At 71.4% G+C, this 20,304-nt stretch carries 18 protein-coding genes; 13 read left to right on the top strand and 5 right to left on the bottom strand.

Going from position 1 to position 20,304, the window contains the following annotated elements:
* Window positions 1-157 precede the first annotated feature (157 nt).
* Window positions 158-1,501, top strand: a complete 1,344-nt coding sequence (locus ICC28_RS11985) for a UDP-N-acetylmuramoyl-tripeptide--D-alanyl-D-alanine ligase (protein WP_188288477.1) — start codon at window positions 158-160, stop codon at window positions 1,499-1,501.
* 40 nt (window positions 1,502-1,541) lie between these two features.
* Here the strand turns inward: ICC28_RS11985 and ICC28_RS11980 are convergent, their stop codons facing one another.
* Window positions 1,542-2,744 (bottom strand): lipid II:glycine glycyltransferase FemX, encoded by a 1,203-nt coding sequence (locus ICC28_RS11980; protein ID WP_188288476.1) that lies wholly within the window; start codon window positions 2,742-2,744, stop codon window positions 1,542-1,544.
* An 87-nt stretch (window positions 2,745-2,831) separates the two neighbouring features.
* Between ICC28_RS11980 and ICC28_RS11975 the strand changes: the two genes are divergently transcribed.
* From ICC28_RS11975 to ICC28_RS11960, 4 genes are all read left to right on the top strand, one after another.
* Window positions 2,832-3,527, top strand: coding sequence for a response regulator transcription factor (locus tag ICC28_RS11975; protein WP_188288475.1), 696 nt, complete (start codon window positions 2,832-2,834; stop codon window positions 3,525-3,527).
* Complete coding sequence (locus ICC28_RS11970; RefSeq protein WP_188288474.1) at window positions 3,520-4,677, top strand: sensor histidine kinase; 1,158 nt, start codon at window positions 3,520-3,522, stop codon at window positions 4,675-4,677. Before ICC28_RS11975 ends, ICC28_RS11970 begins: the two co-directional genes overlap by 8 nt.
* A 305-nt stretch (window positions 4,678-4,982) precedes the next feature.
* On the top strand, window positions 4,983-5,651 hold the full coding sequence (locus ICC28_RS11965) for a hypothetical protein (RefSeq protein WP_188288473.1): 669 nt from the start codon (window positions 4,983-4,985) through the stop codon (window positions 5,649-5,651).
* A gap of 97 nt (window positions 5,652-5,748) precedes the next feature.
* A complete protein-coding gene (locus tag ICC28_RS11960; RefSeq protein WP_188288472.1) occupies window positions 5,749-6,369 on the top strand; it encodes a hypothetical protein in 621 nt (206 codons plus the stop codon).
* Between the two features lie 2 nt (window positions 6,370-6,371).
* Here ICC28_RS11960 and ICC28_RS11955 read toward each other — a convergent pair whose 3' ends face one another.
* Window positions 6,372-7,151 (bottom strand): NAD(P)H-dependent oxidoreductase, encoded by a 780-nt coding sequence (locus ICC28_RS11955; RefSeq protein ID WP_188288471.1) that lies wholly within the window; start codon window positions 7,149-7,151, stop codon window positions 6,372-6,374.
* Window positions 7,152-7,299: 148 nt separating this feature from the next.
* Here ICC28_RS11955 and ICC28_RS11950 point away from each other — a divergent pair, with 148 nt between their 5' ends.
* The 6 genes from ICC28_RS11950 (at window position 7,300) to ICC28_RS11925 (ending at window position 14,758) form a co-directional block, all read left to right on the top strand.
* Window positions 7,300-8,214, top strand: a complete 915-nt coding sequence (locus ICC28_RS11950; protein WP_188288470.1) for a helix-turn-helix transcriptional regulator — start codon at window positions 7,300-7,302, stop codon at window positions 8,212-8,214.
* A gap of 153 nt (window positions 8,215-8,367) precedes the next feature.
* Window positions 8,368-8,952 (top strand): ArsR/SmtB family transcription factor, encoded by a 585-nt coding sequence (locus tag ICC28_RS11945; RefSeq protein WP_188288469.1) that lies wholly within the window; start codon window positions 8,368-8,370, stop codon window positions 8,950-8,952.
* Window positions 8,953-8,966: 14 nt separating this feature from the next.
* Window positions 8,967-9,155: a hypothetical protein gene (locus ICC28_RS11940; protein WP_188288468.1), complete on the top strand. Its 189-nt coding sequence runs from the start codon at window positions 8,967-8,969 to the stop codon at window positions 9,153-9,155.
* A gap of 245 nt (window positions 9,156-9,400) precedes the next feature.
* Complete coding sequence (locus ICC28_RS11935) at window positions 9,401-9,958, top strand: PadR family transcriptional regulator (RefSeq protein ID WP_188288467.1); 558 nt, start codon at window positions 9,401-9,403, stop codon at window positions 9,956-9,958.
* A 71-nt stretch (window positions 9,959-10,029) separates the two neighbouring features.
* The gene (locus ICC28_RS11930) at window positions 10,030-11,754 is read left to right on the top strand and encodes an acyl-CoA dehydrogenase family protein (RefSeq protein ID WP_188288466.1); all 1,725 of its coding nucleotides are present in this window, start codon (window positions 10,030-10,032) and stop codon (window positions 11,752-11,754) included.
* Between the two features lie 223 nt (window positions 11,755-11,977).
* Complete coding sequence (locus tag ICC28_RS11925; RefSeq protein WP_188288465.1) at window positions 11,978-14,758, top strand: glycosyl hydrolase; 2,781 nt, start codon at window positions 11,978-11,980, stop codon at window positions 14,756-14,758.
* 80 nt (window positions 14,759-14,838) lie between these two features.
* On the opposite strand, the gene ICC28_RS11920 is transcribed toward ICC28_RS11925, so the two are convergent.
* The gene (locus tag ICC28_RS11920) at window positions 14,839-15,864 is read right to left on the bottom strand and encodes a LacI family DNA-binding transcriptional regulator (RefSeq protein WP_188288464.1); all 1,026 of its coding nucleotides are present in this window, start codon (window positions 15,862-15,864) and stop codon (window positions 14,839-14,841) included.
* A gap of 200 nt (window positions 15,865-16,064) precedes the next feature.
* On the opposite strand from ICC28_RS11920, the gene ICC28_RS11915 reads away from it, so the two are divergent.
* Both ICC28_RS11915 and ICC28_RS11910 read left to right on the top strand, forming a co-directional pair.
* A complete protein-coding gene (locus ICC28_RS11915; RefSeq protein ID WP_188288463.1) occupies window positions 16,065-17,336 on the top strand; it encodes a DUF418 domain-containing protein in 1,272 nt (423 codons plus the stop codon).
* A gap of 55 nt (window positions 17,337-17,391) precedes the next feature.
* Entirely contained in the window at window positions 17,392-18,018 is a 627-nt protein-coding gene (locus tag ICC28_RS11910) for a DUF6000 family protein (protein WP_188288462.1), read from the top strand.
* Window positions 18,019-18,065: 47 nt separating this feature from the next.
* Here the strand turns inward: ICC28_RS11910 and ICC28_RS11905 are convergent, their stop codons facing one another.
* Window positions 18,066-19,118, bottom strand: coding sequence for an alcohol dehydrogenase catalytic domain-containing protein (locus ICC28_RS11905; protein WP_188288461.1), 1,053 nt, complete (start codon window positions 19,116-19,118; stop codon window positions 18,066-18,068).
* A 26-nt stretch (window positions 19,119-19,144) separates the two neighbouring features.
* A complete protein-coding gene (locus ICC28_RS11900; RefSeq protein ID WP_188288460.1) occupies window positions 19,145-20,152 on the bottom strand; it encodes an NADP-dependent oxidoreductase in 1,008 nt (335 codons plus the stop codon).
* Window positions 20,153-20,304: the final 152 nt, after the last annotated feature.

The following is a 20,304-nucleotide window of genomic DNA, read 5'->3' as shown; positions in this document are numbered from 1 at the left end:
CGACAGTCAAGACGACCGGGTGTTTCCGCGGCGTATGCGGTTTTCGATACGCCGACGATAGGCAACAGGCCGATAGCGTCGAGCACATGACCACGCTGATTGTCCGTCGGACATCGCACCTCCCGCACCTGTTCTCCGAGACCCGCGAGGCCTCGGCATGATCCCGCTCAGCCTCCGTCGGATCGCCGCGGTCGTCGGCGGGGCGGTCACCGGCGACGGCTCCGTGACGGTGACCGCGCCTGCCGTGCTCGACGGCCGACAGGCCGAACCGGGCGGCCTCTTCGTCGCCTTCGCCGGAAACCACGTCGACGGCCACGACTGCGCGGAGCAGGCAGGCCGGGCCGGCGCCGTGGCGGTGCTCGGCTCCCGGCCGACAGCGCTGCCCACCGTCGTCGTCGAGGACACGCGGGCCGCGCTGCAGGCGCTCGCCGCCCACGTCGTGGGCCTACTGCGCGACGGGCTGACCGTCGTCGGGCTGACCGGCTCGCAGGGCAAGACCACCGCCAAGGACCTGCTGGCGGCCGTGCTGTCCGGCGCCGGGCCGACGACCGCCACGATCGGCTCGCTCAACAACGAACTCGGGGTGCCGCTCACCATGCTGCGCACCACCCCGGCCACCCGGTTCCTCGTCCTGGAGATGGGAGCCCGCCATGTCGGCGACATCGCCGCACTCACCGGCCTGGTCGCGCCCGACATCGGTGTCGTCCTCAACGTCGGCCGGGCCCACATCGGCGCGTTCGGCTCGCGCGAGGCCATCGCCAGGGCCAAGGGCGAGATGGTGCGGGGGCTGGCGCCCGGCGGCACCGCCGTACTCAACGCCGACGATCCCCGCGTGGCCGCGATGCGTTCGCTCACCGACGGCCCGGTGCTGACCTTCGGCCGGGCAGCCCACGCCGACGTGCGGGCGCTCGACCTGGTTCTCGACCGGCTCGGCCGGCCGTCCTTCACCCTGCGGACCGCCGCCGCCTCGGCCTCCTCCGTGCTGCCGGTCGTGGGCGCTCACCAGGCGCTCAACGCGTCGGCCGCCGCGGCGGCCGCGCTGGTGGCCGGCGTCCCCCTCGACAAGGCCACGGCGGCCATGGCCACCGCCTCCCCGTCGAAGTGGCGGATGGAGCTGCGCCGCCTCGCCGGCAACGCGATGCTGCTCAACGACTCCTACAACGCCAACCCCGACTCCACCCGCGCCGGCCTGGACGCGCTGGCGGCGATCGAGGGCCGGCGCCGCATCGCCGTCCTCGGCGCGATGTTCGAGCTCGGCGACGACAGCGAGGCCGAGCACCGCGCCGTCGGCGAGTACGCCGCCGCCCGCGCCGATGTCGTGGCCGCCGTCGGCCGCGCCGCCCGGCCCATCGCCGACGGCGCGGGGGAGCGGGCGGTGGTGCTGGCCGACAACGACGCGGCCGTCGACTGGCTGCGCGGCCACCTCGCCGCCGGCGACGTGGTACTCGTCAAGGCCTCCCGCGCCGCGCGCCTCGACGCGGTCGCCGCCGCGCTCGCCTGAGCCGCTCGCACACGGCCACCGACCGGCGGCGCAGGCGGACTCACCGCCCGCGCCGCCGCATGTACAGATCGAAGGCCCGATAGACCATCGGCCGCAGCGGCAGATCCCACTCGCCGACATACCGCACCGCCCGACCACCGGTGCCGGCCTTGAACCGGATCAGCCCGACGTGCGGGTCGTCGGCGTCGAGGGTCGGAGTGATGCCCCGCAGGTCGTAGACGTCGCAGCCGGCCGCCAGCGAGTCCCGGATCATCGCCCACTGGCAGGCGTTGGAACCGCGCACCTCACGCTTCTCGCTGGAGGAGGCGCCGTAGCAGTACCACGCGTGGGCGCCCACGCGGACCAGGATGGCGGCGGCGACCAGGTCACCCCGGTGGCGGGCCAGGTAGAGCCTGATCCGCTCGGGGTCCTCCGCGCTCAGCGCCGCGAACATGGTCTCGAAGTAACGCAGCGGCCGGGGCGTGAAGCCGTCGCGCTCGGCGGTGTGGACGTAGAGGTCGTGAAACGCCCTCAGATCCTCGCCGACGGTGACCTCGACCCCCTCCTCGGCCGCCCTCCTGATGTTGCGGCGCCACAGCTGGTTCATGCCCCTGAGCAGGTCCTCCTCGGTCCTGCCGGCCAGCGGGATCTCGTACTTGAACTGCGGATGCCCGACCCCGAAGCCGTCCGCGGGGCTCTGCGGCAGCCAGCCGGTCTTCCTCAGCCGGCCGGTCACGCGGGCGCCCACGGGGTCGGCCCACTGGCTGGGCAGCTCGGTGAGCCGTCGGATGCCCGGGTCGGCCATGCCTTCCTTGACCTGGGCGGCACTCCAGAGGTCCGTGCACACCGGCGGGCCCAGCCGGATCGCGAACGCGCCCCGGGCCTTGAGCCGGGCCGCCAGCGGACCGAGCCACGCGTCGAGGTCGCCGGAGGACCAGTCGATGACGGGCCCCTCGGGCAGATAGGCCAGCGTGAAGCGGTCGAGCCGCGGCACCGGCCGGTACAGGACAAGCCCGGCACCGACCAGCCGCCGACCGTCGAACCAGCCGAGGGACTCGCTGCGCCACTCGGTCTTGACGCGACCCCATGCCGGGGTCTGCAAGAAGCTGACCGATCGCTGCGTCCGCACGAACGCCAGGTGCTCGGCGGCGGTGATGGGCTCGACGGTCGGACTCCCGCCCGCGGCCCCGGTCGCGGGGTGGTGTGCGGTGCGGTCCCGACCGGTCGGGGCTGCTGCTGTTCGCGACGGTTCGCTGGAGGACATGGCCCCACTCAAATCGGCGCGATGTTGCCTGCACGTATGCGGTTTTCGATACGCCGACGATATGCGCCGACTCGTAGCATCCCTCACATGCGCGTGCTGATTGTCGAGGACGAACCGTATATGGCGGAGGCCATCCGTGACGGGCTGCGCCTGGAGGCGATCGCGGCCGACATCGCAGGTGACGGCGGCACCGCCCTGGACATGCTGAGCATCAACGCCTACGACATCGCCGTCCTCGACCGCGACATCCCCGGCCCCTCCGGTGACGAGATCGCCAGACGCGTCGTCGCCTCGGGAAGCGGCATGCCGATCCTCATGCTCACCGCGGCCGACCGCCTCGACGACAAGGCCTCCGGGTTCGGACTCGGCGCCGACGACTACCTCACCAAGCCCTTCGAGATGCGGGAGCTCGTGCTCAGACTCCGGGCACTCGACCGCAGGCGCGCGCACACCAGGCCGCCCGTGCGGGAGATCGCGGGCCTGCGCCTGGATCCGTTCCGCAGAGAGGTCTACCGGGACGGCCGCTACGTGGCGCTCACCCGCAAGCAGTTCGCGGTGCTCGAAGTCCTCGTCGCCGCGGAGGGCGGGGTCGTCAGCGCCGAGGAACTCCTGGAACGCGCGTGGGACGAGCACGCGGACCCCTTCACCAACGCCGTGCGCATCACCGTCTCGGCACTGCGCAAACGACTGGGCGGATCCGGGCTCATCGCCACCGTGCCGGGCGTCGGCTACCGCATCGACACAGCACCCGGCACCGGAGGCGGGGGAGCGGACCGTGGATAGGGCACCCGGTCTGAGTGTCCGCCTCAAACTCACCCTCAGCTACGCCGGATTCCTCATGCTCGCGGGCGCCTTGCTGCTCGCCGCCATGGGAGCGTTTCTCCTGCGAGAGGGGTGGCTGCAAACCAACGAAGAGGGCGCATGGCAGGCAACGCCGGGCACCGACTTCGTCCGCGGATTCGCCCCCATGGCAGTCGCCGTCATGGTGTTCCTCCTGGTCTTCGGTCTCCTGGGAGGCTGGATCCTGGCCGGCCGCATGCTCGCCCCGCTGCACCGCATCACGCACGCCACCCGCACGGTCGCGAACGGGTCGCTCTCCCACCGCATCCGGCTCCCGGGCCGTCAGGACGAGTTCCGCGAGCTCGCCGACACCTTCGACACGATGCTCACGCGGCTCGAGGCGCACGTCGCCGAGCAGCAGAGGTTCGCGGCGAACGCCTCCCACGAACTGCGCACCCCGCTGTCGGTCTCCAAGTCACTGCTCGAAGTGGCCCGCGCCGATCCGCACCGCCCCACCGACCCCCTCATCGACCGCCTCCACGCCGTCAACACCCGGGCCATCGACCTCACCGAAGCACTGCTCCTGCTCAGCCGCGCCGGCCGCCGGTCCTTCACCCGGGAACACGTCGACCTGTCCCTCACGGCGGAAGAGGCCACCGAAACCCTCCTCCCCCTCGCGGAGAGACACGGCATCACCCTGGAGACCGACAGCGGCATCGCCCCCACGATCGGATCACCGGCGCTCCTGCTGCAGCTGACCACGAACCTCGTGCACAACGCGATCGTCCACAACCTGCCGGAACACGGCGGCGTGTGGGTGACCACCGCGGTCCGCCCCAGGACGGTCGTGCTCACGGTCGAGAACACCGGCGAGCCGCTCACCCCCGAGGTGGTCTCGACCCTCACCGAGCCGTTCCAGCGCGGCACCGAGCGCGTGCGCACCGAACACGCGGGCGTCGGCCTCGGCCTGGCCATCGCCAGAACCATCACCCACGCACACGACGGAACCCTCACCCTCACCCCGCGCCCCGCCGGCGGCCTCCGCATCACGGCGGAACTGCCCCTGGCGTCCCCGCCCCAGGACAGCGACCCACCCCCACGCCCAGGGCCGGCCCCGAGATCCGAACGAGGAAGAACCCCCGTTCTCGACTGACCCCACGCCCGCCACCCGACGGCCGCGCCCCGCTGCGAAGTCCGCCCACACGCCGCCTTCAGGCGGCAGACCGGACGGTGATGCCCGCGGCCTGCGCGGCCTGGGGGCATCCGCCGACTGCCCGCATCCGGCAAGAAAGTACCCTGCTGACCTGCCCGTACCTGCCATGGCCGGGCATTTCCCGGCAGGGGAGGATACGCCGACAGGCCGGGACGACCAGTCCCGCAGGGGTGGAGTGCGCGATGACCGGACCGCGAGAAACGACGGCCTTCGGAACCTGGAGGACGAGGGTTCTGGGACTGTTGATGACCTTGGTGTCCCTGGCCCTGGTCGCGGGCTGCTTCTTCGTGCTCACCGACTGGCTGCCCGCCGACCTCGCGCGGTACAAGGAGTACCGTGCCGCCGAGCACTGCCCGGTCGGCTCGACCCCGGACGCGTGGTGGGAGGACTGCCTGCGCGAGATCGAGCTGAGCGTCGTCGACACAGTGGTCGAGGACCGGGCCAGGAACAGCGAGTACCGGGCGACCGTGGAGAGCGACCGGGTCAGGGGCGATGTGCACTTCGGCGACCCCGGCCCCCTCCTGGACACGCTCCGCGCGGGCGACACGGTCGTAGGCACCGCCTGGCGCGGCGACATCGTCGCGCTCACCAAGGACGGAATCCGCCAGAAGTCCATCAACGAACCGCGCGACGAGCCCCAGATGATCGCCGCCGCAGGCGCGAGCCTCGGCCTGCTCGCGCTCCTCGGCCTCACCTTCGGCACGGCACGCCTCGCCTCGCCGCGCAACCTCGGTCCCCTCACCTGGAGCGGATCCGGCAAGAAGCTGTTCTTCACCAACCTGGCGGCCACCTTCGGCGTAGGGCTGCCCGCGGTGTGGATCGGCATCCCCTGGCAGTTCGTGACCCCGACGATCGTGGTGGTCTGGCTGGGCGTGGGGTTCCTCCTCCTGGCCGTCCCGCGCTCGGAGAAGTAGCCGTTCGGGATTCCGGGAGTTCCCCGGTCGATGCCCAGCTCACATACCGGCCGTAATCCCCATGCGGCGCGAGCGGTCGTGCCGCAGACTTCCCCGGGTGATTGTGCTTCAGCCCGTCCTGGAGGTCTACGCCTGTGATGGCTTCGCCCTCTGGCCTGTCGCCGAGTCCGCGCCGCACGACTTCCTGGCGCTCGGCGGTGCCCTCGGTCCCGCGGAGGTCGGCACAGCGGTGATGCGCATCGCCGACTGCAACACCGTCGAGCCCGAGAGCGACGGCGGCCCACCGCGCCCCGCCGACCCGCTCGGAGGCTTCCTGCACGGACTCCTCACCATGGACGACCTCTTCGCGCCCGGCGGCCTGCGGATCACCGACACCGCAACCGGCATCACCCTGCTGCCGGGCTGCTGCAGCGGGCTGGGCGAGAGGCGCGACTGGCGTGAGATCGTGGACGGCGACGGCTGGGCTTCCTTCGGGCACGACCCCTCTCCGTCGGCCGAACGGCGGGGCGACGTCGTCCGATTGACCGTCGACGACGAGCAGGACGACAGCCCGGTGATCGAGCTGTCCGTCACCGAGCTGCGGCGTCTGCTCGCCGATGCGGAGCGCGACCTGACCGACTTCCTCCCCTCGGCCGCCGCCTGGGCCGCCCGGCACGTGCCCGATCACGCCACCGCCGTCACCTCCGCCCTGGGCCGCGCTCTGGACCTGCCTGCCTGAACTCAGGCGCGCAGATGGAGGCCGAAGCCACTGCGGCCGGGCACCTCCAAGCCTTCGCGCAGCCGTACCGAGGGCATGTCGTAGTCCCCGTCGTTCTGACGGCGGTAGGGGATGGGCTCGGTCTCCTCCAGGCCCAGCAGCCTCTTCCGCCACAGCTCGGCCGCGTCCGTGAAGGCCTCGGGGGACAGGTGCACCGTGCGGTACAGCACGAACGGCGGCAGTACGGCCATGCCGGGGTGGTAGAGGATGCCGTGCTGGATGGGGTACAGCAGGTCGTCGATCGGACCGTTGATGCCGCGGTCGGAGTAGTGGGACTCGGGGCCGCCGACGGTCACCGAGAGCATGGCGCGTTTGCCCTGGAGGACGCCTTCGCCGAAGCGGTCGCCGTAGCGGACGTCGTTGTGCTCGCCCACGCCGTAGCCGAAACCGTAGGTGAACACCCGGTCCACCCAGCCCTTGAGGATCGCGGGCATCGTGTACCACCACAGCGGGAACTGGAGGATCACGGTGTCGGCCCACCGCAGCTTGTCCTGTTCGGCGCGGATGTCGGCGGTGAGCGCGCCGGTTTCGTAGGCGCGGCCGGAATCGTGGACCGCGTCCAGGGGCTGGGAGGCGGCGGCACCGAAGTCGTCGGCGTCGACGACGGACTTCCAGCGCATCGCGTACAGATCGCTGACCCGGACCTCGTGGCCCGCGTCGGTGAGCGTGTCGAGCGCGATGTCGGTGAGGGCGCCGTTCAGCGACCGCCGCTCGGGGTGGGCGTGCACGATGAAGACCTTCACGTCTGCTCCTTGAACCGGTGTGGCTGAGTACGGCTTCGATGCTGGCCGGTTCGGGCGGTGCGGTTCAGGGACGCCTTCTCCGTAGGCCCGGACTTCCTGGTACCGGCAGGGCCACCCGGGCGGCGCGTCCGGCGCGGATACTTGAGTGATGGACGATCTGGCCGACTTCCTGCGGACACGGCGAGCCCGGGTCCTCCCGGAGAGCGCCGGCATCCCCGCCGATCCCCGCCGCCGGGTGAGCGGGCTGCGGCGTGAGGAGGTCGCGCACCTGTCCGGGGTGAGCGTCGACTACTACGTCCGCCTCGAACAGGGGCGGGCGCGCCGGCCGTCGGCACAGGTCCTCGACGCGCTCGCGCGAACCCTGCGCCTGGACGAGGCGGAACGTGCCCACCTCCACCGGCTCGCCCATCGCCCGACGCACGCACCGCGCCGGGCGTCCGCGGTGCGGCTGCGCCCCGAACTCCTGCGGGTGCTGGACCTCGTCGCCGACGCCCCCGCCTTCCTCATCGACCACCGCCTGACCGTGCTGGCCGCGAACCGGCTCGCCGATCTGCTCTACGGCCGTCCGCTCCAGGGGCTGAACATCGCCCGGCATGTCTTCCTGACCGAGGAGGGACGCGCGCTGTTCGCCGACTGGGAAGCCTGCACCCTCGACACCGTCGGCCATCTGCGGCTGTCCGCCGGTCACCACCCCGACGATCCCGAACTGGCCTCCCTCATCGGTGAACTCGCCATGCACAGCGAACGCTTCCGCCGACTGTGGGCGCGTGCGGACGTCCGCCCCCGCACCCATGGCCGCAAGGCCTACCACCACTCCCTGGTCGGCCAACTGGAACTGCACCAGGAGAACTTCGCCCTCCCGGACACCACCGGCGCGGAACTGATCGTGCAGTCGGCCGCCCCGGGCACCGCCGCCCACGACAGCCTGCGCCTCCTGGCCGGCTTCGGCGCCCCGGCCCCGGCCCAGGGGGACGAGGGGGAGGGCCCCGGCCGGATCACCGCACGGCCTCAGCCGCGTCGCGGAGTCCGGCCGGGCCCGCCGTCCAACGGCGATCCTCGGTGACGGATCGCGGCGGGGGGCTCCCGTCGTCCGCCTGTCGGCGGCGGCGCACCCGTGTACCCCGGTCGGCCGCCTGACTGCGGGGCTTCCGGTCCCGGAGAACGCGATACAAAGACTCCGTTGCAAACACTCCTTTGCATCGCTATCTTTGTCAGCATGAACGAGCCCCAGGACTCGCCCGTCCGCAATCTCGATGCCCGATCCCTGCGCGGACTCGCACACCCACTGCGCATGCGGCTGCTGGACGCCCTGCGCTTCGGCGGCCCCGCCACCGCGTCCCAACTCGCCGACAAGTTGGGCGAGTCGAGTGGTGCGACCAGCTATCACCTGCGGCAGCTCGCCGCACACGGCTTCATCGAGGACGCACCCGAGCGCGGCAAGGGCCGGGAGCGGTGGTGGAAGGCGGTCCACAAGGGCCTGCGCTTCGACGACGCACTGCTCACGGACTCCAACCCGGACGTGCGCGGGGCTGCCGACATGTACCTCCACGAGGTCGCCACCGCCCAGACCCGGGACCTGTCGACCTGGCTCGGCACCCGTCAGGAATGGCCGGAGGAGTGGAGCCGCACCTGGGACATGAGCAGCGCGACCCTGCGGCTGACGCCCGAACTGACCCGGGAACTCGTCGAGAAGATGCACGCCCTCGTCGACACCTACCGGGACCGGGCCACCGACGAGAACGACGCCGACACCGCCCAAGTACGCATTCACACACACGCGTTCCCCCTCGCCACGGACTGAAAGGCCACAGCGCGATGCATCCCGAGACCCACCTCGCCCTGCACCACGTCCACGCCGCCGAACTCCGCGCCGAAGCCGACGCGTACCGCCTCGCCGCGGCGGCCCGACACCCCCGGGACCTCCGTACCCGACTCGGCTGGGCCCTCGTGGGCGCCGGCCTGCGACTGGCCACCGCCCCCAAAACGGCAGCCGCCCTTCCGTAGCGCCGCTCGTGACCGCCGCCCCGAGGCAATCAACCCTTCGGCGCACGGACTGCCGGCGCTGTCCCCCGTGGTGGCCGGGCATCATCCCCACCTGATCGCGGCGTCGTCGGTGAGCGAATCCGGCCCCGCCCCGCGCCCCGCCCGGCACACGCCCTCGGCAGTGACCTGCGCGACCTGCCCCAGGTGAGCCGCGTCTCACCAGCACCGCGTTGCTATGCAACAAGGTGCATAGGAAGATCGTAGGCATGGCGCTCGAACACGCGATCCTCGTCTCCCTGCTGGAGAAGCCGGGCTCCGGCTATGAGCTGGCCCGGCGGTTCGAGCGGTCCATCGGCTACTTCTGGACCGCCACCCACCAGCAGATCTACCGCGTGCTCAAGCGCATGGAGAGCGACGGCTGGGTCGACGTCCGGGACGTGGCGCAGTACGGGCGCCCGGACAAGAAGGAGTACTCCGTCGCCGACCCCGGACGCGCCGCGCTCGCCGCGTGGCTCACGGAGGCGACCGAGCCGGAGAGCGTGCGGCACGACCTGGCGGTGAAGATCAGGGGCGCCGCCTTCGGGGATCCGGCCGCCCTGATCAGTGAGGTCGAGCGGCACCGGCAGGCCCACACGGACCGCCTCGCGCACTATCTCGCGGGTGAGGCACGCGACTTCGGTGACCCGCCGCCCCACGGCGGGCCCGACGCCGAACGGGAGCTCCAGCACGTCGTGCTGCGCGGCGGCATCGCCTACGAACGGATGATGATCGCCTGGCTCGACGACGTCCTCGCCACCCTCGCCCACTTCGACACCGACCACTGACGGGCCTCAGAGAGGCCCCGCCGCAACCCCCATCCCCCTGTCCGCTACCCCCACCCGAAAGGCAGCCCTCCATGACCGACCCCCTGCTGTTCAACCCGCGGACCTACGACCCCGCACACTTCGACGCGGAGACCCGCAGGCTGCTGCGCGCCACCGTGGAGTGGTTCGAACAGCGGGGCAAGCGCGCCCTGATCGAGGACTACCGCGACCGCGCCTGGCTCGGCGACTTCCTCGCCTTCGCCGCCAAGGAGAACCTGTTCGCCACCTTCCTCACGCCCTCCTCCGCCGCCGCGGAGGGCGAGGCCGACAAGCGCTGGGACACCGCCCGCATCGCCGCCCTCAACGAGATCCTCGGCTTCTACGGCCTGGACTACTGGTACGCGTGGCAGGTCACCATCCTGGGCCTCGGCCCCGTCTGGCAGAGCGGCAACCCCGCCGCCCGCGCCCGCGCCGCCGAACTCCTCTCCCGGGGCGAGGTGTTCGCCTTCGGACTGTCGGAGAAGGCCCACGGCGCCGACATCTACTCCACCGACATGCTCCTGGAACCCGACGGCACGGGCGGCTTCAGGGCCACCGGCTCCAAGTACTACATCGGCAACGGCAACGCCGCAGGCCTCGTCTCCGTCTTCGGGCGCCGCACCGACATCGAGGGCCCCGACGGCTACGTCTTCTTCGCCGCCGACAGCCGTCACCCCGCGTACCACCTGGTCAAGAACGTCGTCGACTCCTCCAAGTACGTCAGCGAATTCCGTCTGGAGGAGTACCCGGTAGCCGCCGAGGACGTTCTGCACACCGGCCGTGCCGCCTTCGACGCCGCCCTGAACACCGTCAACGTGGGCAAGTTCAACCTGTGCACCGCCTCGATCGGCATCTGCGAGCACGCGATGTACGAGGCCGTCACCCACGCGCACCACCGCATCCTCTACGGCCGCCCGGTCACCGCCTTCCCGCACGTGCGGCGCGAGTTGACCGACGCGTACGTCCGGCTCGTCGGCATGAAGCTGTTCAGCGACCGCGCGGTGGACTACTTCCGCACCGCGGGCCCGGACGACCGCCGCTACCTCCTCTTCAACCCGATGACGAAGATGAAGGTGACCACCGAGGGCGAGAAGGTCATCGACCTGATGTGGGACGTCATCGCCGCCAAGGGCTTCGAGAAGGACACCTACTTCGCCCAGGCCGCTGTCGAGATCCGCGGTCTGCCGAAGCTGGAGGGCACCGTCCACGTCAACCTCGCGCTGATCCTGAAGTTCATGCGCAACCACCTCCTCGACCCGGTCGCCTACGAACCCGTACCGACCCGCCTGGACGCGGCCGACGACGACTTCCTCTTCCGGCAGGGCCCCGCCCGCGGCCTCGGCTCGGTGCGCTTCCACGACTGGCGGCCGGCCTTCGACGCATACGCCCACCTGCCCAACGTGGCCCGCTTCCGCGAACAGGCCGACGCCCTCTGCGAGTTCGTCCGCACGGCCGCTCCCGACGAGGAGCAGAGCCGGGACCTCGACCTGCTCCTGGCCGTCGGGCAGCTGTTCGCGCTCGTCGTGCACGGGCAACTGGTCCTGGAGCAAGGGGCCCTGACGGAGTGTCACGAGGACGTGCTCGACGAGCTGTTCGCCGTCCTCGTCAGGGACTTCTCCGCGCACGCCGTCGAACTGCACGGCAAGGACTCCGCCACCCGGGAACAGCAGCGGTGGGCACTCGGCGCCGTCCGGCGCCCGGTCGTCGACACGGCCCGTTCGGAGCGTGTCTGGCAGCGGGTCGAGGCGCTGTCGGGCGCGTACGAGATGAAGCCCTGACGACACCCCGACGCCTCGCTCAGGGGACCGCCTCGTGGAGCACCGCGGCTGCCGCCGCACTCCACGAGGCGGCCGGGCTCAAGTGCCGTCCGTGTCAGACGTCTTGACGTCAACGTTTCGGGAGTCTTACGTTTCCCGCCATCTGAGAGCGCTCTCAAAAACGTTCCGGACGCACACACGGTGAGACCCCACTACCCGTCGTGATGACACGAGGTGCCCCTCCATGCCAGCCACCCGCAACAGACCGGCCACCGTGCTGGTTCTGGCCGCCGCCCTGGCCGCCACCGGACTCGGTCCGGCGGCAACTCCGGCCTCCGCCGCCACGATCCCCGTCGGCGCGGGAAGCTACTCCGACACCCGGCCGCCCGGTACGACCGGCCCGACCACCAACACCGGCACACCCATCACCCCCAAGGTGACCTCCGCCGCCCGGGGCAAGCCCGTGCCCACCAACGACTGGTGGTCGTCACTGGCCTTCCAGCGCTACGGCGACAACCCCTACTCGACCCCGATGTACGGCCACCCCCTCACCTACCAGGCGGTGTCCGGCGGCCTGGAGATCGGCTACCCCACCACCCCCACGATCGTCGGCGAGGGCCGCCAGTACGAGTACGCCCACAAGGCCGACCTCACCCTCGGCCTCACCGGGCTCAACTCGCCCGACACCAAGGCCGACGCCTGGTCCGACTGGACCGTCACCCCCTACTGGTCCGACGGCACCCGCACCCTGCGCACCACCATCGGCCACGGCATGCCCTTCGTCTACGCCAAGGGCTCCGGCGGCGACGCCCGGATCACCACCGCCACCGCGCCCACCGTCTTCTCCGACCAGGGCAACGTCCTCGGCATCACGGTGGCCGGACACCACTACGCGCTCTTCGCCCCCACCGGCAGCGACTGGAACGTGTCCGGCTCGGCCGTCACCGCGGGCCTGGGCGGCAAGGACTACTTCTCCGTCGCCCTGCTGCCCTCTACCGACGCGCTCGCCACGTACCGCAAGTACGCCTTCAGCTTCGTCACCGGCTCCACCGTCGACTGGAACTCCAGCGGCGGGACCGTACGCGCCACCTACACCCTCACCACCGAGGCGAAGGAGGGCACCGAACGCGGCACGCTCCAGGCCCTCTACCGGCACCAGTGGCTCCACACCACGGACCCGCTCACCCCGTACACCTACGTCTCCCCGCGCGGCACCATGAAGGTGCGCGAGTCCGCCTCGTTCACCACCTCGCAGAAGGCCTCCCCGGTCCTGCCCGGCCTGCCGAGGACGAACGCCGTCGACACCGCACGGCTGCGCGGCTACCTGAACGACGTCGTGAACGCCTCGGACCCGTTCTCGGGCGCCGTCGACACCTACTGGACCGGAAAGGCGCTCGGCAGGCTCGCCCAACTGGTGCCGCCGGCCGACCAGATCGGTGAGGACGCGATCCGCGACAAGCTCCTCGGGCTCATCAAGGGACGCCTCCAGCAGTGGTTCACCGCGGGCGGCGCCCACGAGTTCTCCTACGACCCGGCCTGGAAGACGCTCACCGGCTACCCCGCCTCCTACGGCAGCGACAGCGAACTCAACGACCACCACTTCCACTACGGCTACTACGTCTACGCCGCAGCGATCGTGGCCCAGTACGATCCCGCCTGGGCCGCCGACTCCGCCTGGGGCGGCATGGTGAAGACCCTGATCCGCGACACGGCCAACCCCAGCCGCACCGACAGCGCCTTCCCGTTCCTGCGCGGCTTCGACGTCTACGCCGGCCACAGCTGGGCCTCGGGCCACCAGGGCTTCGCCGCCGGCAACAACCAGGAGTCCTCCTCGGAGTCGACCAACCTCAGCGCGGCCCTGGTGCTGTGGGGCTCGGCCACCGGTGACCCGGCGCTGCGCGACCTCGGCAGCTACCTGCTCGCCACCGAGGCGGAGGCCATCGCCCAGTACTGGTTCGACGCCGACGAGCAGGTCTTCCCCTCCTCCTTCGGTCACGACACGGCCGGCATGGTCTGGGGGAGCGGCGCGGCCTACGCCACCTGGTGGACGGCCAACCCCGAGGAGATCCACGGGATCAACGTCCTGCCGGTGACCGGCGGTTCCCTGCACCTCGGCGGCGAGAAGGCGGCCATCCGGCGGAACCTGGCGGAGATGGAACGCGAGAACGGCGGCCCCGCCGTCGAATGGCGCGACATCCTCTGGGAGTTCCAGTCGCTCGCGGACCCGGCGGCGGCGAAGACCAAGTGGGACGCGGGCCACGCTTCCTACACACCGGAAGAGGGCGAATCGAAGGCGCACACCTACCACTGGATCGAGACCCTCGCCGCCCTCGGCGCCCCCGACCCCACGGTGACCGGTGACATCCCCACCTCCGCGGTGTTCGCCAACGGCACGACCCGCACCTACGCCGCCCACAACCACGGCTCCAGCACCCGCACGGTGACGTTCTCGGACGGCAAGACCCTGTCCGTGCCCGCCCGTTCGACCGCGACCGGCACCGGAACCGGCGTCGACCCCGATCCCGACCCCGACCCGGATCCGTCGACCGGCAACACCTTCCACCTGCGCTCCGGCGGCACCCTCACCACGGCCACCGGAGGCACGGCGGGCAGCGACACCCTCGCCTCCGCCGGCGGCGCCAACCACGACGGCACCCCGTACCGGCCGCTCGTCTACGAGGCCCGCGGCGTCAACGGCACCCTCACCCCGGGAGCGGCCACCGCCTTCCGGCTCCAGGTCGACGCGGGCACCACGGTCGGCCTCGGCCAGCAGGTGAGGATCAGCTACGACCTCACCGGCAACGGCACCTTCGACCGCACGGAGACGTACCACTACTTCGCCACCGACCCCGTGCCCGGCTGGGAGGAGTACGCCCAGACACGCGGCCTGAAGTCGGCCACCGGAAGCCTCGGCCGCATGACCGACGGCACCGTCCGGCTGGAGGTGTGGAGCGCCATCGGCAACGGCACGTCAAAGCTCCGGACGGGCACCGACACCTCCGTGCTGGTGATCCCCTTCGGCTGACGCGGACGGCTTCACCCGCCCGGCCTCCACGGGGAGCGCGGCGGGCACCGGCGACCGAACCGGTGCCCGCCACGCGGGAATCAGGCCGACGCGCGCCGCACCAGCGACGTCGGTGTGATCACGGACGCGGGCGCAGGGGACCCGGTCTCGTCGAGCAGCCGCATCAAGAGCTTCACCATCAGCCGGCCCATGCCCTCGATGTCCTGGTGAACGGTGGTGAGCGCCGGGTCGGACACGTCGACCACCGACGCCATGTCGTCGAACCCGACCACGGCCACGTCATCGGGGACGCGTACGCCCCGCTCCCGCAGCGTGCGCAGCGCGCCCAGCGCCATCAGGTCGTTGGCGGCGAACACCCCGTCGACATCCGGGCGCCGCTCCAGCAGCTCGGCCATTGCGAGGGCGCCGCTGCGCTCCGTGAAGTCGCCCTGGCACATCAGCGTGGGGTCGGCGTCGACGAGGACGTCGTGGTAGCCGTCGACCCGGTCGAGGGCCGCCGTCAGATCGAGCGGTCCCGCGATGTGCGCGATGGTGCGCCGGCCCAGGGAGACCAGGTGCTGCACCGCCTGACGGGCCCCGCCGCGGTTGTCGCAGTCGACGTAGGGCGCCGCAAGACTCCGCTCCCCGACCGACCGGCCGCCGAACACCGTGGGAATGCGTGACTTGGCGATCAGCGCGGGCAACTGGTCGTCGTTGTGCACGGAGAAGGCGAGTGCGCCGTCGACATGGCCGCCGCCGAGATAGCGGGCGATCCGGTCGTGATCGCCACGGCCTTCGACCCACAGCAGGACCAGCTGCGCGTCGTGCGCCGTCAGCTCGCGGCTGATGCCGCGCACCTGCTGCTCGAAGAACGGGTCGGAGAAGATCCGGAACTCCGGCTCCGCGATGATCACGGCCACCGCGCCGTTGCGCCGGGTGACGAGGGTCCGGGCCGCGTGATTGGGCACGTAGCCGAGCTCCTCGACCGCCCGGCGCACCTTGTCGACCAGCGGGGCACGCACCCCCGCACCTCCGTTGACCACACGGGACGCGGTGGCGCGGGAGACGCCGGCGCGCGCCGCGACGGCTTCCAGAGTGGGGCGGGGCCCCGTGAGCGGCTCGGGCAAGGCGGGCACTCCCTCGTCTGGGGCATGTGTCGGTCGGCGGCGCTGTGGTCCTTGAAGGATATCGACGGCCCCAAGGTGGATGAGAGCGCTCTCGATCGGGTGGTGGGGCAGGCAAGCGGGCACGGGCGGCATACTTTTGTCGGCCGTGGCGAGACCGAAGACGGATTCTTCGGTCCTGGGCGCCTTCCTAGCGTGGCCGTATGACGAGGACCGATACCCACAGCGCCCCAAAGGCATCGCTGCAGCGGGGAGCCGTCCAGGGCCGGGAGCGAGCGCCGGCGCCCGACCTCGCGCGCGGGATGATGCTCCTGCTCATCGTCCTGTCCAACACCGCCTTCCACCTCTGGGCGGCTCGGCACGGCCCTTCGGGGTGGCAGCCGGTCGACGGCACATGGGCCGACCGCGCGGTCCAGTTCACGATGATCACCGTCCTGGACCTACGGGTCTATCCGCTCTTCGCGTTCCTCTTCGGCTACGGCATGACGCAGCTCTACCTGCGCCAGACCGAGGCCGGGACCTCGGAGCGCGCCGCGGTGGGCATCCTGCGCAGGCGGAGCCTGTGGCTGATCGTCATCGGGCTGTCGCACGCCACCTTGTTGATGGCCGGCGACATCGTCGGCTACTACGGCCTGCTCAGCCTCGTCCTCGGCTGGCTCTTCGTCAGGCGCAGCGACCGTGCGCTGAAGTGGTGGATCGGGATCGCGGCCGCCCAGCTGGTCCTCTTCACGGCACTGCCGGTCGTCACAGCCCTGCTCCAGGGCGAGTTGGGGTCCCTGGGGGACTCCGGAGCGGAAGCGGGCTTCGAGGCGTACGCGTCGGGCGAGGAGAACGCGCTCGCCGCGCTCGGCACCCGACTGACGACCGGTCTGTTCATCACCTTCGTCGGTGCCCCGCTCGCCCTCGTCGGCGGCGGCTACCTCGTCTTCCTGCTCGGCTTCTGGGCGGCACGCCGTCGCATCCTGGAGGAGCCCGGGCGCCATCTGCGGCTGCTGCGCCGCACCGCGGTCATCGGCATAGCGGTCGGCTGGCTCGGCGGCCTGCCCGCCGCACTCGCCCATGTCGGCGCCCTCAAGGTGCCGGACGACGCGCAGAGCGAGGAAGGGGCGCTCACCATCCTGCGGGACTTCACCGGGAACGCCGCCGGCATCGGCTACGTCGCCGCCGTCGCCCTGTTCGCGCACTGGTGGACCCAACGGTCCGGCCGCCACAGCCGGTGGGGCGCCACAGCCGTCACCGCGGTCTCCGCGGTCGGCAAGCGATCACTGTCCTGCTACCTCGCGCACTCGCTGATCTTCTCCCCGCTGCTGGCGGCCTGGGGCCTCGGCCTCGGCGAACACCTCACCAGCGCCACCATGGCGGCCTTCGCGGTCGGCGTCTGGCTGCTCACCGTGGCCGGGGCGTACGCCCTGGAGCGCGCCGGGCGACGCGGCCCGGCCGAGACCGTCCTGCGGCGGTTGGCGTACCGAGCGTGACACCGATGCTGCCCGCGTCCTGGCCGGCCGGCCTCGCTCAGGACAGGATGCGGCCATGCGTCACGCCCACGAGGATCCCGAGTTGCTCGCTCTTGTCCGCCGCTATGTCACACCCGACCGGCGCTACCTCAGACTCGGCGGCCCGGCCATCCGCATGGCCGGCCCCGACCGGGCGAGATTCACCCGGGACCTGGGCGAGGCAGCCGGTGACATCACACCTCGCGAGCTGACCGTCCTGCTCGAAGGCGGGTGGCGCGAACGCAAGACCGCGGCTTGGCTCATTGCCGTAGCCCGCAGAACCGAGTTCCGCGAACGCCTCGGCGAACTCCTGCTCGCCAGCGAGGTCTGCTACGCGGGCTCGGACTACTGCGTCACCCTCGCCACCTTCGGCACCCCCGCCGACGCCTGCCTGTTGACCGGCTACCTCGACCGCTACCTGCGACGCCCCGATCTCTACTACGACCAGCCGGCCGCCATCGGCGCACTCCTGCACCTCGACGCCGCACTCCGTGCCGATCGAGCGGCCCCGTTCCTGGCCCCGGACGGCCTGTGGCACAGGTGGATCGACGGACCACCTCGCAAGCAGCACCACGGCACGGCGGACAGCTACCGCGAGGTCATCGACCGGCTCTGCGGCTTCGCCGATGAAGCGGCCGCGCACTGCACGGCGAGGAAGCGATGACACCGCCTCGCTGCGCAGCGCCCCCTTGTCTCCAGGCCCCGCGCGGGTCAACCGGTCGGGTCGAGGAGGATCTTGCGGACCCCGTCGGAGCGGCCGGCGAACAGCTCGTAGGCCGCGGGCCCCCGGGAAAGGGGGAAGCGGTGGGACACCACGACCTCCGGCGTGATCCGGCCGGCCTGGGCGAGGGCGATCAGGGTGGGGAGTTCGTAGTGGATCGAGCACAGCCCGATGGCGAACTCGAGTTCCTTGATCTGCGCCAGCCCCATGTGGAAGGGAAACGCCTTGTTGTGGCTGACCCCGACGACGCTGACCCGCCCGGCCTGCCGGACGGCTCTGAGAGCCAGGTCGATGGTGGCGTCCGAGCCCACCGCCTCCACCACCGCGTCCGGTCCGCGGCCGCCGGTCATCTCCCGTACGGCGGCCTTGGTGTCCTCGCCCTCGACCGGCTCGACCCCCAGCCCGGCGGCGAAGGCGCGGCGCTCGGCGACCAGGTCCGCGCCGAGCACGCGTGCGGCCCCCATCGCGAAAGCGGACTGGGCCGCCATCAGTCCGACCGGGCCGAGCCCGATGACCAGCACGGTCTCGCCGGGCCGGATACGGGCGCGGCGGCAGCCGTACCAGGCCGTCGGGGCGTTGTCCGTCAGGACGACCGCGGCCTCGTCGGAGATGCCCTCGGGCAGGTGCACCAGATTGATGTCGGCGAACGGCACCGCGAGCGCCTCGGCCTGACTGCCGGGGAGTTGGGGGCCGACGCCGTAGCAGAGCTCCGTACTGGACTTGGCGCGCTCGCACCGCGCGGTGAACCCGGCCGCACACGACCGGCACCGGGTGCAGCCGGCCGAGGCGGGCACCAGGACGCGGTCGCCGGGCTTGAATCCGGTGACCGCGTCGCCCGTGTCGACGACCACGCCGACACATTCGTGCCCCGGTGTGTAGCCGAGCTCCGGGCTGAACGGATTGCCGTGGTAGATGTGCAGGTCGCTGCCGCAGATCCCGGCGGTGGTCACCTGGACGACGGCGTCGGTGGGGCCGGTGACGGCCGGGTCGGGGACATCGCCGTAGCGGATGTCGTGAGGGCCGTGGTAGCTCAGTGCCTTCATCGGATTGCTCCCGCCGCTCCGCCCGGTCAGTCCGCGATCTTCAGCACGAGCTTGCCTCGGTTCTCGCCACGGAAGAGTCGCATCAGCGTGTCGGGGAAGTCCGCCACCGTGCCGGGGACGACGTCCTCGACGGACGTCAGGCGCCCCTCCGCCCGCCACGCGGCCATCCGCGCGATGCCCTCGGCATAGCGGTCGGCGTAGTCGAAGACCACCATGCCGGTCATGGTGGCTCGGTTGACCAGCAGCGAAAGGTAGTTGGCGGGGCCCTTCGGGGCGGTGCTGTTGTACTGGGAGATCGCTCCGCAGACGACGACGCGGGCACCGCGCGCCAGCCGCAGCAGTACGGCGTCCAGGACCTCGCCGCCGACGTTGTCGAAGTACACGTCGACACCGTTCGGAGCGTGCTCGCGCAGCGCCTTGCGGATGTCCTCGCTCTGGTAGTCGATCGCGGCGTCGAACCCCAACTCGTCGACCAAAGTACGGCACTTGGCCTCGCCACCGGCGATACCGACGACCCGGCAGCCCAGGATCCCGGCTATCTGGCCGACGACGCTGCCGACCGCGCCCGCCGCACCGGAGACGACGACCGTCTGGCCCGGCTCGGGGCGGCCGATGTCGATCAGCCCGAAGTAGGCCGTCAGGCCCGACATGCCGAGCGCGCCGAGGTACGTCGGCAAGGGAGCCGCGGCCGGATCGACCTTGGTCACGCCGCGCCCGTCGGACACGCAGTACTCCTGCACCCCGAAGGACCCCGTCACATGGTCCCCGACCGCGAAACCGGGGTGGTGCGAGGCGATCACGCGGCCCACCGCACCGGCGCGCATGACCTCGCCGATCTCCACCGGGCGGATGTAGGACCTGCCCGCGTTCATCCAGCCGCGCATCGCCGGATCGATCGACAGACACAGCACCTGGACCAGGAACTCCCCGTCGCCCGGCTGCCCGACGGGCTCCTCCACGTGCGCCCAGTCGGTGGGCCGCGGCTCTCCCACGGGCCGTGCGGCCAGACGCACCTGGTGGTTGGTTCTGCTCATCTTCGGCGGCTCCTCGGACGGTCGTCGCGGCGGACCGGCGGCGCGTCACGATCGGCGGATCGCCCGTCGTCCTGCACTACGACGAGATCGCCACGCGACATACCATCTGGTCGGTATGGATGGTGAGCGTACGGTGCCGGGGCCGGGGAGGC

The organism is Streptomyces sp. TRM68416 (genome assembly GCF_014596915.1).
Classification (GTDB): Bacteria; Actinomycetota; Actinomycetes; order Streptomycetales; family Streptomycetaceae; genus Streptomyces.
The sequence above is the reverse complement of the archived record's forward strand: the minus strand, read 5'-3'. Positions and strand labels throughout refer to the sequence as shown.

Excerpts from the sequence above, each read along its gene's own strand:
- ICC28_RS11900 (WP_188288460.1), bottom strand. The coding sequence starts at position 20,152 with ATGAGCAGAACCAACCACCAGGTGCGTCTGGCCGCACGGCCCGTGGGA.
- ICC28_RS11980 (WP_188288476.1), bottom strand. The coding sequence starts at position 2,744 with ATGTCCTCCAGCGAACCGTCGCGAACAGCAGCAGCCCCGACCGGTCGG.
- ICC28_RS11925 (WP_188288465.1), top strand. The coding sequence starts at position 11,978 with ATGCCAGCCACCCGCAACAGACCGGCCACCGTGCTGGTTCTGGCCGCC.
- ICC28_RS11985 (WP_188288477.1), top strand. The coding sequence starts at position 158 with ATGATCCCGCTCAGCCTCCGTCGGATCGCCGCGGTCGTCGGCGGGGCG.
- ICC28_RS11935 (WP_188288467.1), top strand. The coding sequence starts at position 9,401 with ATGGCGCTCGAACACGCGATCCTCGTCTCCCTGCTGGAGAAGCCGGGC.
- ICC28_RS11940 (WP_188288468.1), top strand. The coding sequence starts at position 8,967 with ATGCATCCCGAGACCCACCTCGCCCTGCACCACGTCCACGCCGCCGAA.
- ICC28_RS11930 (WP_188288466.1), top strand. The coding sequence starts at position 10,030 with ATGACCGACCCCCTGCTGTTCAACCCGCGGACCTACGACCCCGCACAC.
- ICC28_RS11965 (WP_188288473.1), top strand. The coding sequence starts at position 4,983 with ATGACCTTGGTGTCCCTGGCCCTGGTCGCGGGCTGCTTCTTCGTGCTC.
- ICC28_RS11975 (WP_188288475.1), top strand. The coding sequence starts at position 2,832 with ATGCGCGTGCTGATTGTCGAGGACGAACCGTATATGGCGGAGGCCATC.
- ICC28_RS11950 (WP_188288470.1), top strand. The coding sequence starts at position 7,300 with ATGGACGATCTGGCCGACTTCCTGCGGACACGGCGAGCCCGGGTCCTC.
- ICC28_RS11945 (WP_188288469.1), top strand. The coding sequence starts at position 8,368 with ATGAACGAGCCCCAGGACTCGCCCGTCCGCAATCTCGATGCCCGATCC.
- ICC28_RS11905 (WP_188288461.1), bottom strand. The coding sequence starts at position 19,118 with ATGAAGGCACTGAGCTACCACGGCCCTCACGACATCCGCTACGGCGAT.
- ICC28_RS11915 (WP_188288463.1), top strand. The coding sequence starts at position 16,065 with ATGACGAGGACCGATACCCACAGCGCCCCAAAGGCATCGCTGCAGCGG.
- ICC28_RS11910 (WP_188288462.1), top strand. The coding sequence starts at position 17,392 with ATGCGTCACGCCCACGAGGATCCCGAGTTGCTCGCTCTTGTCCGCCGC.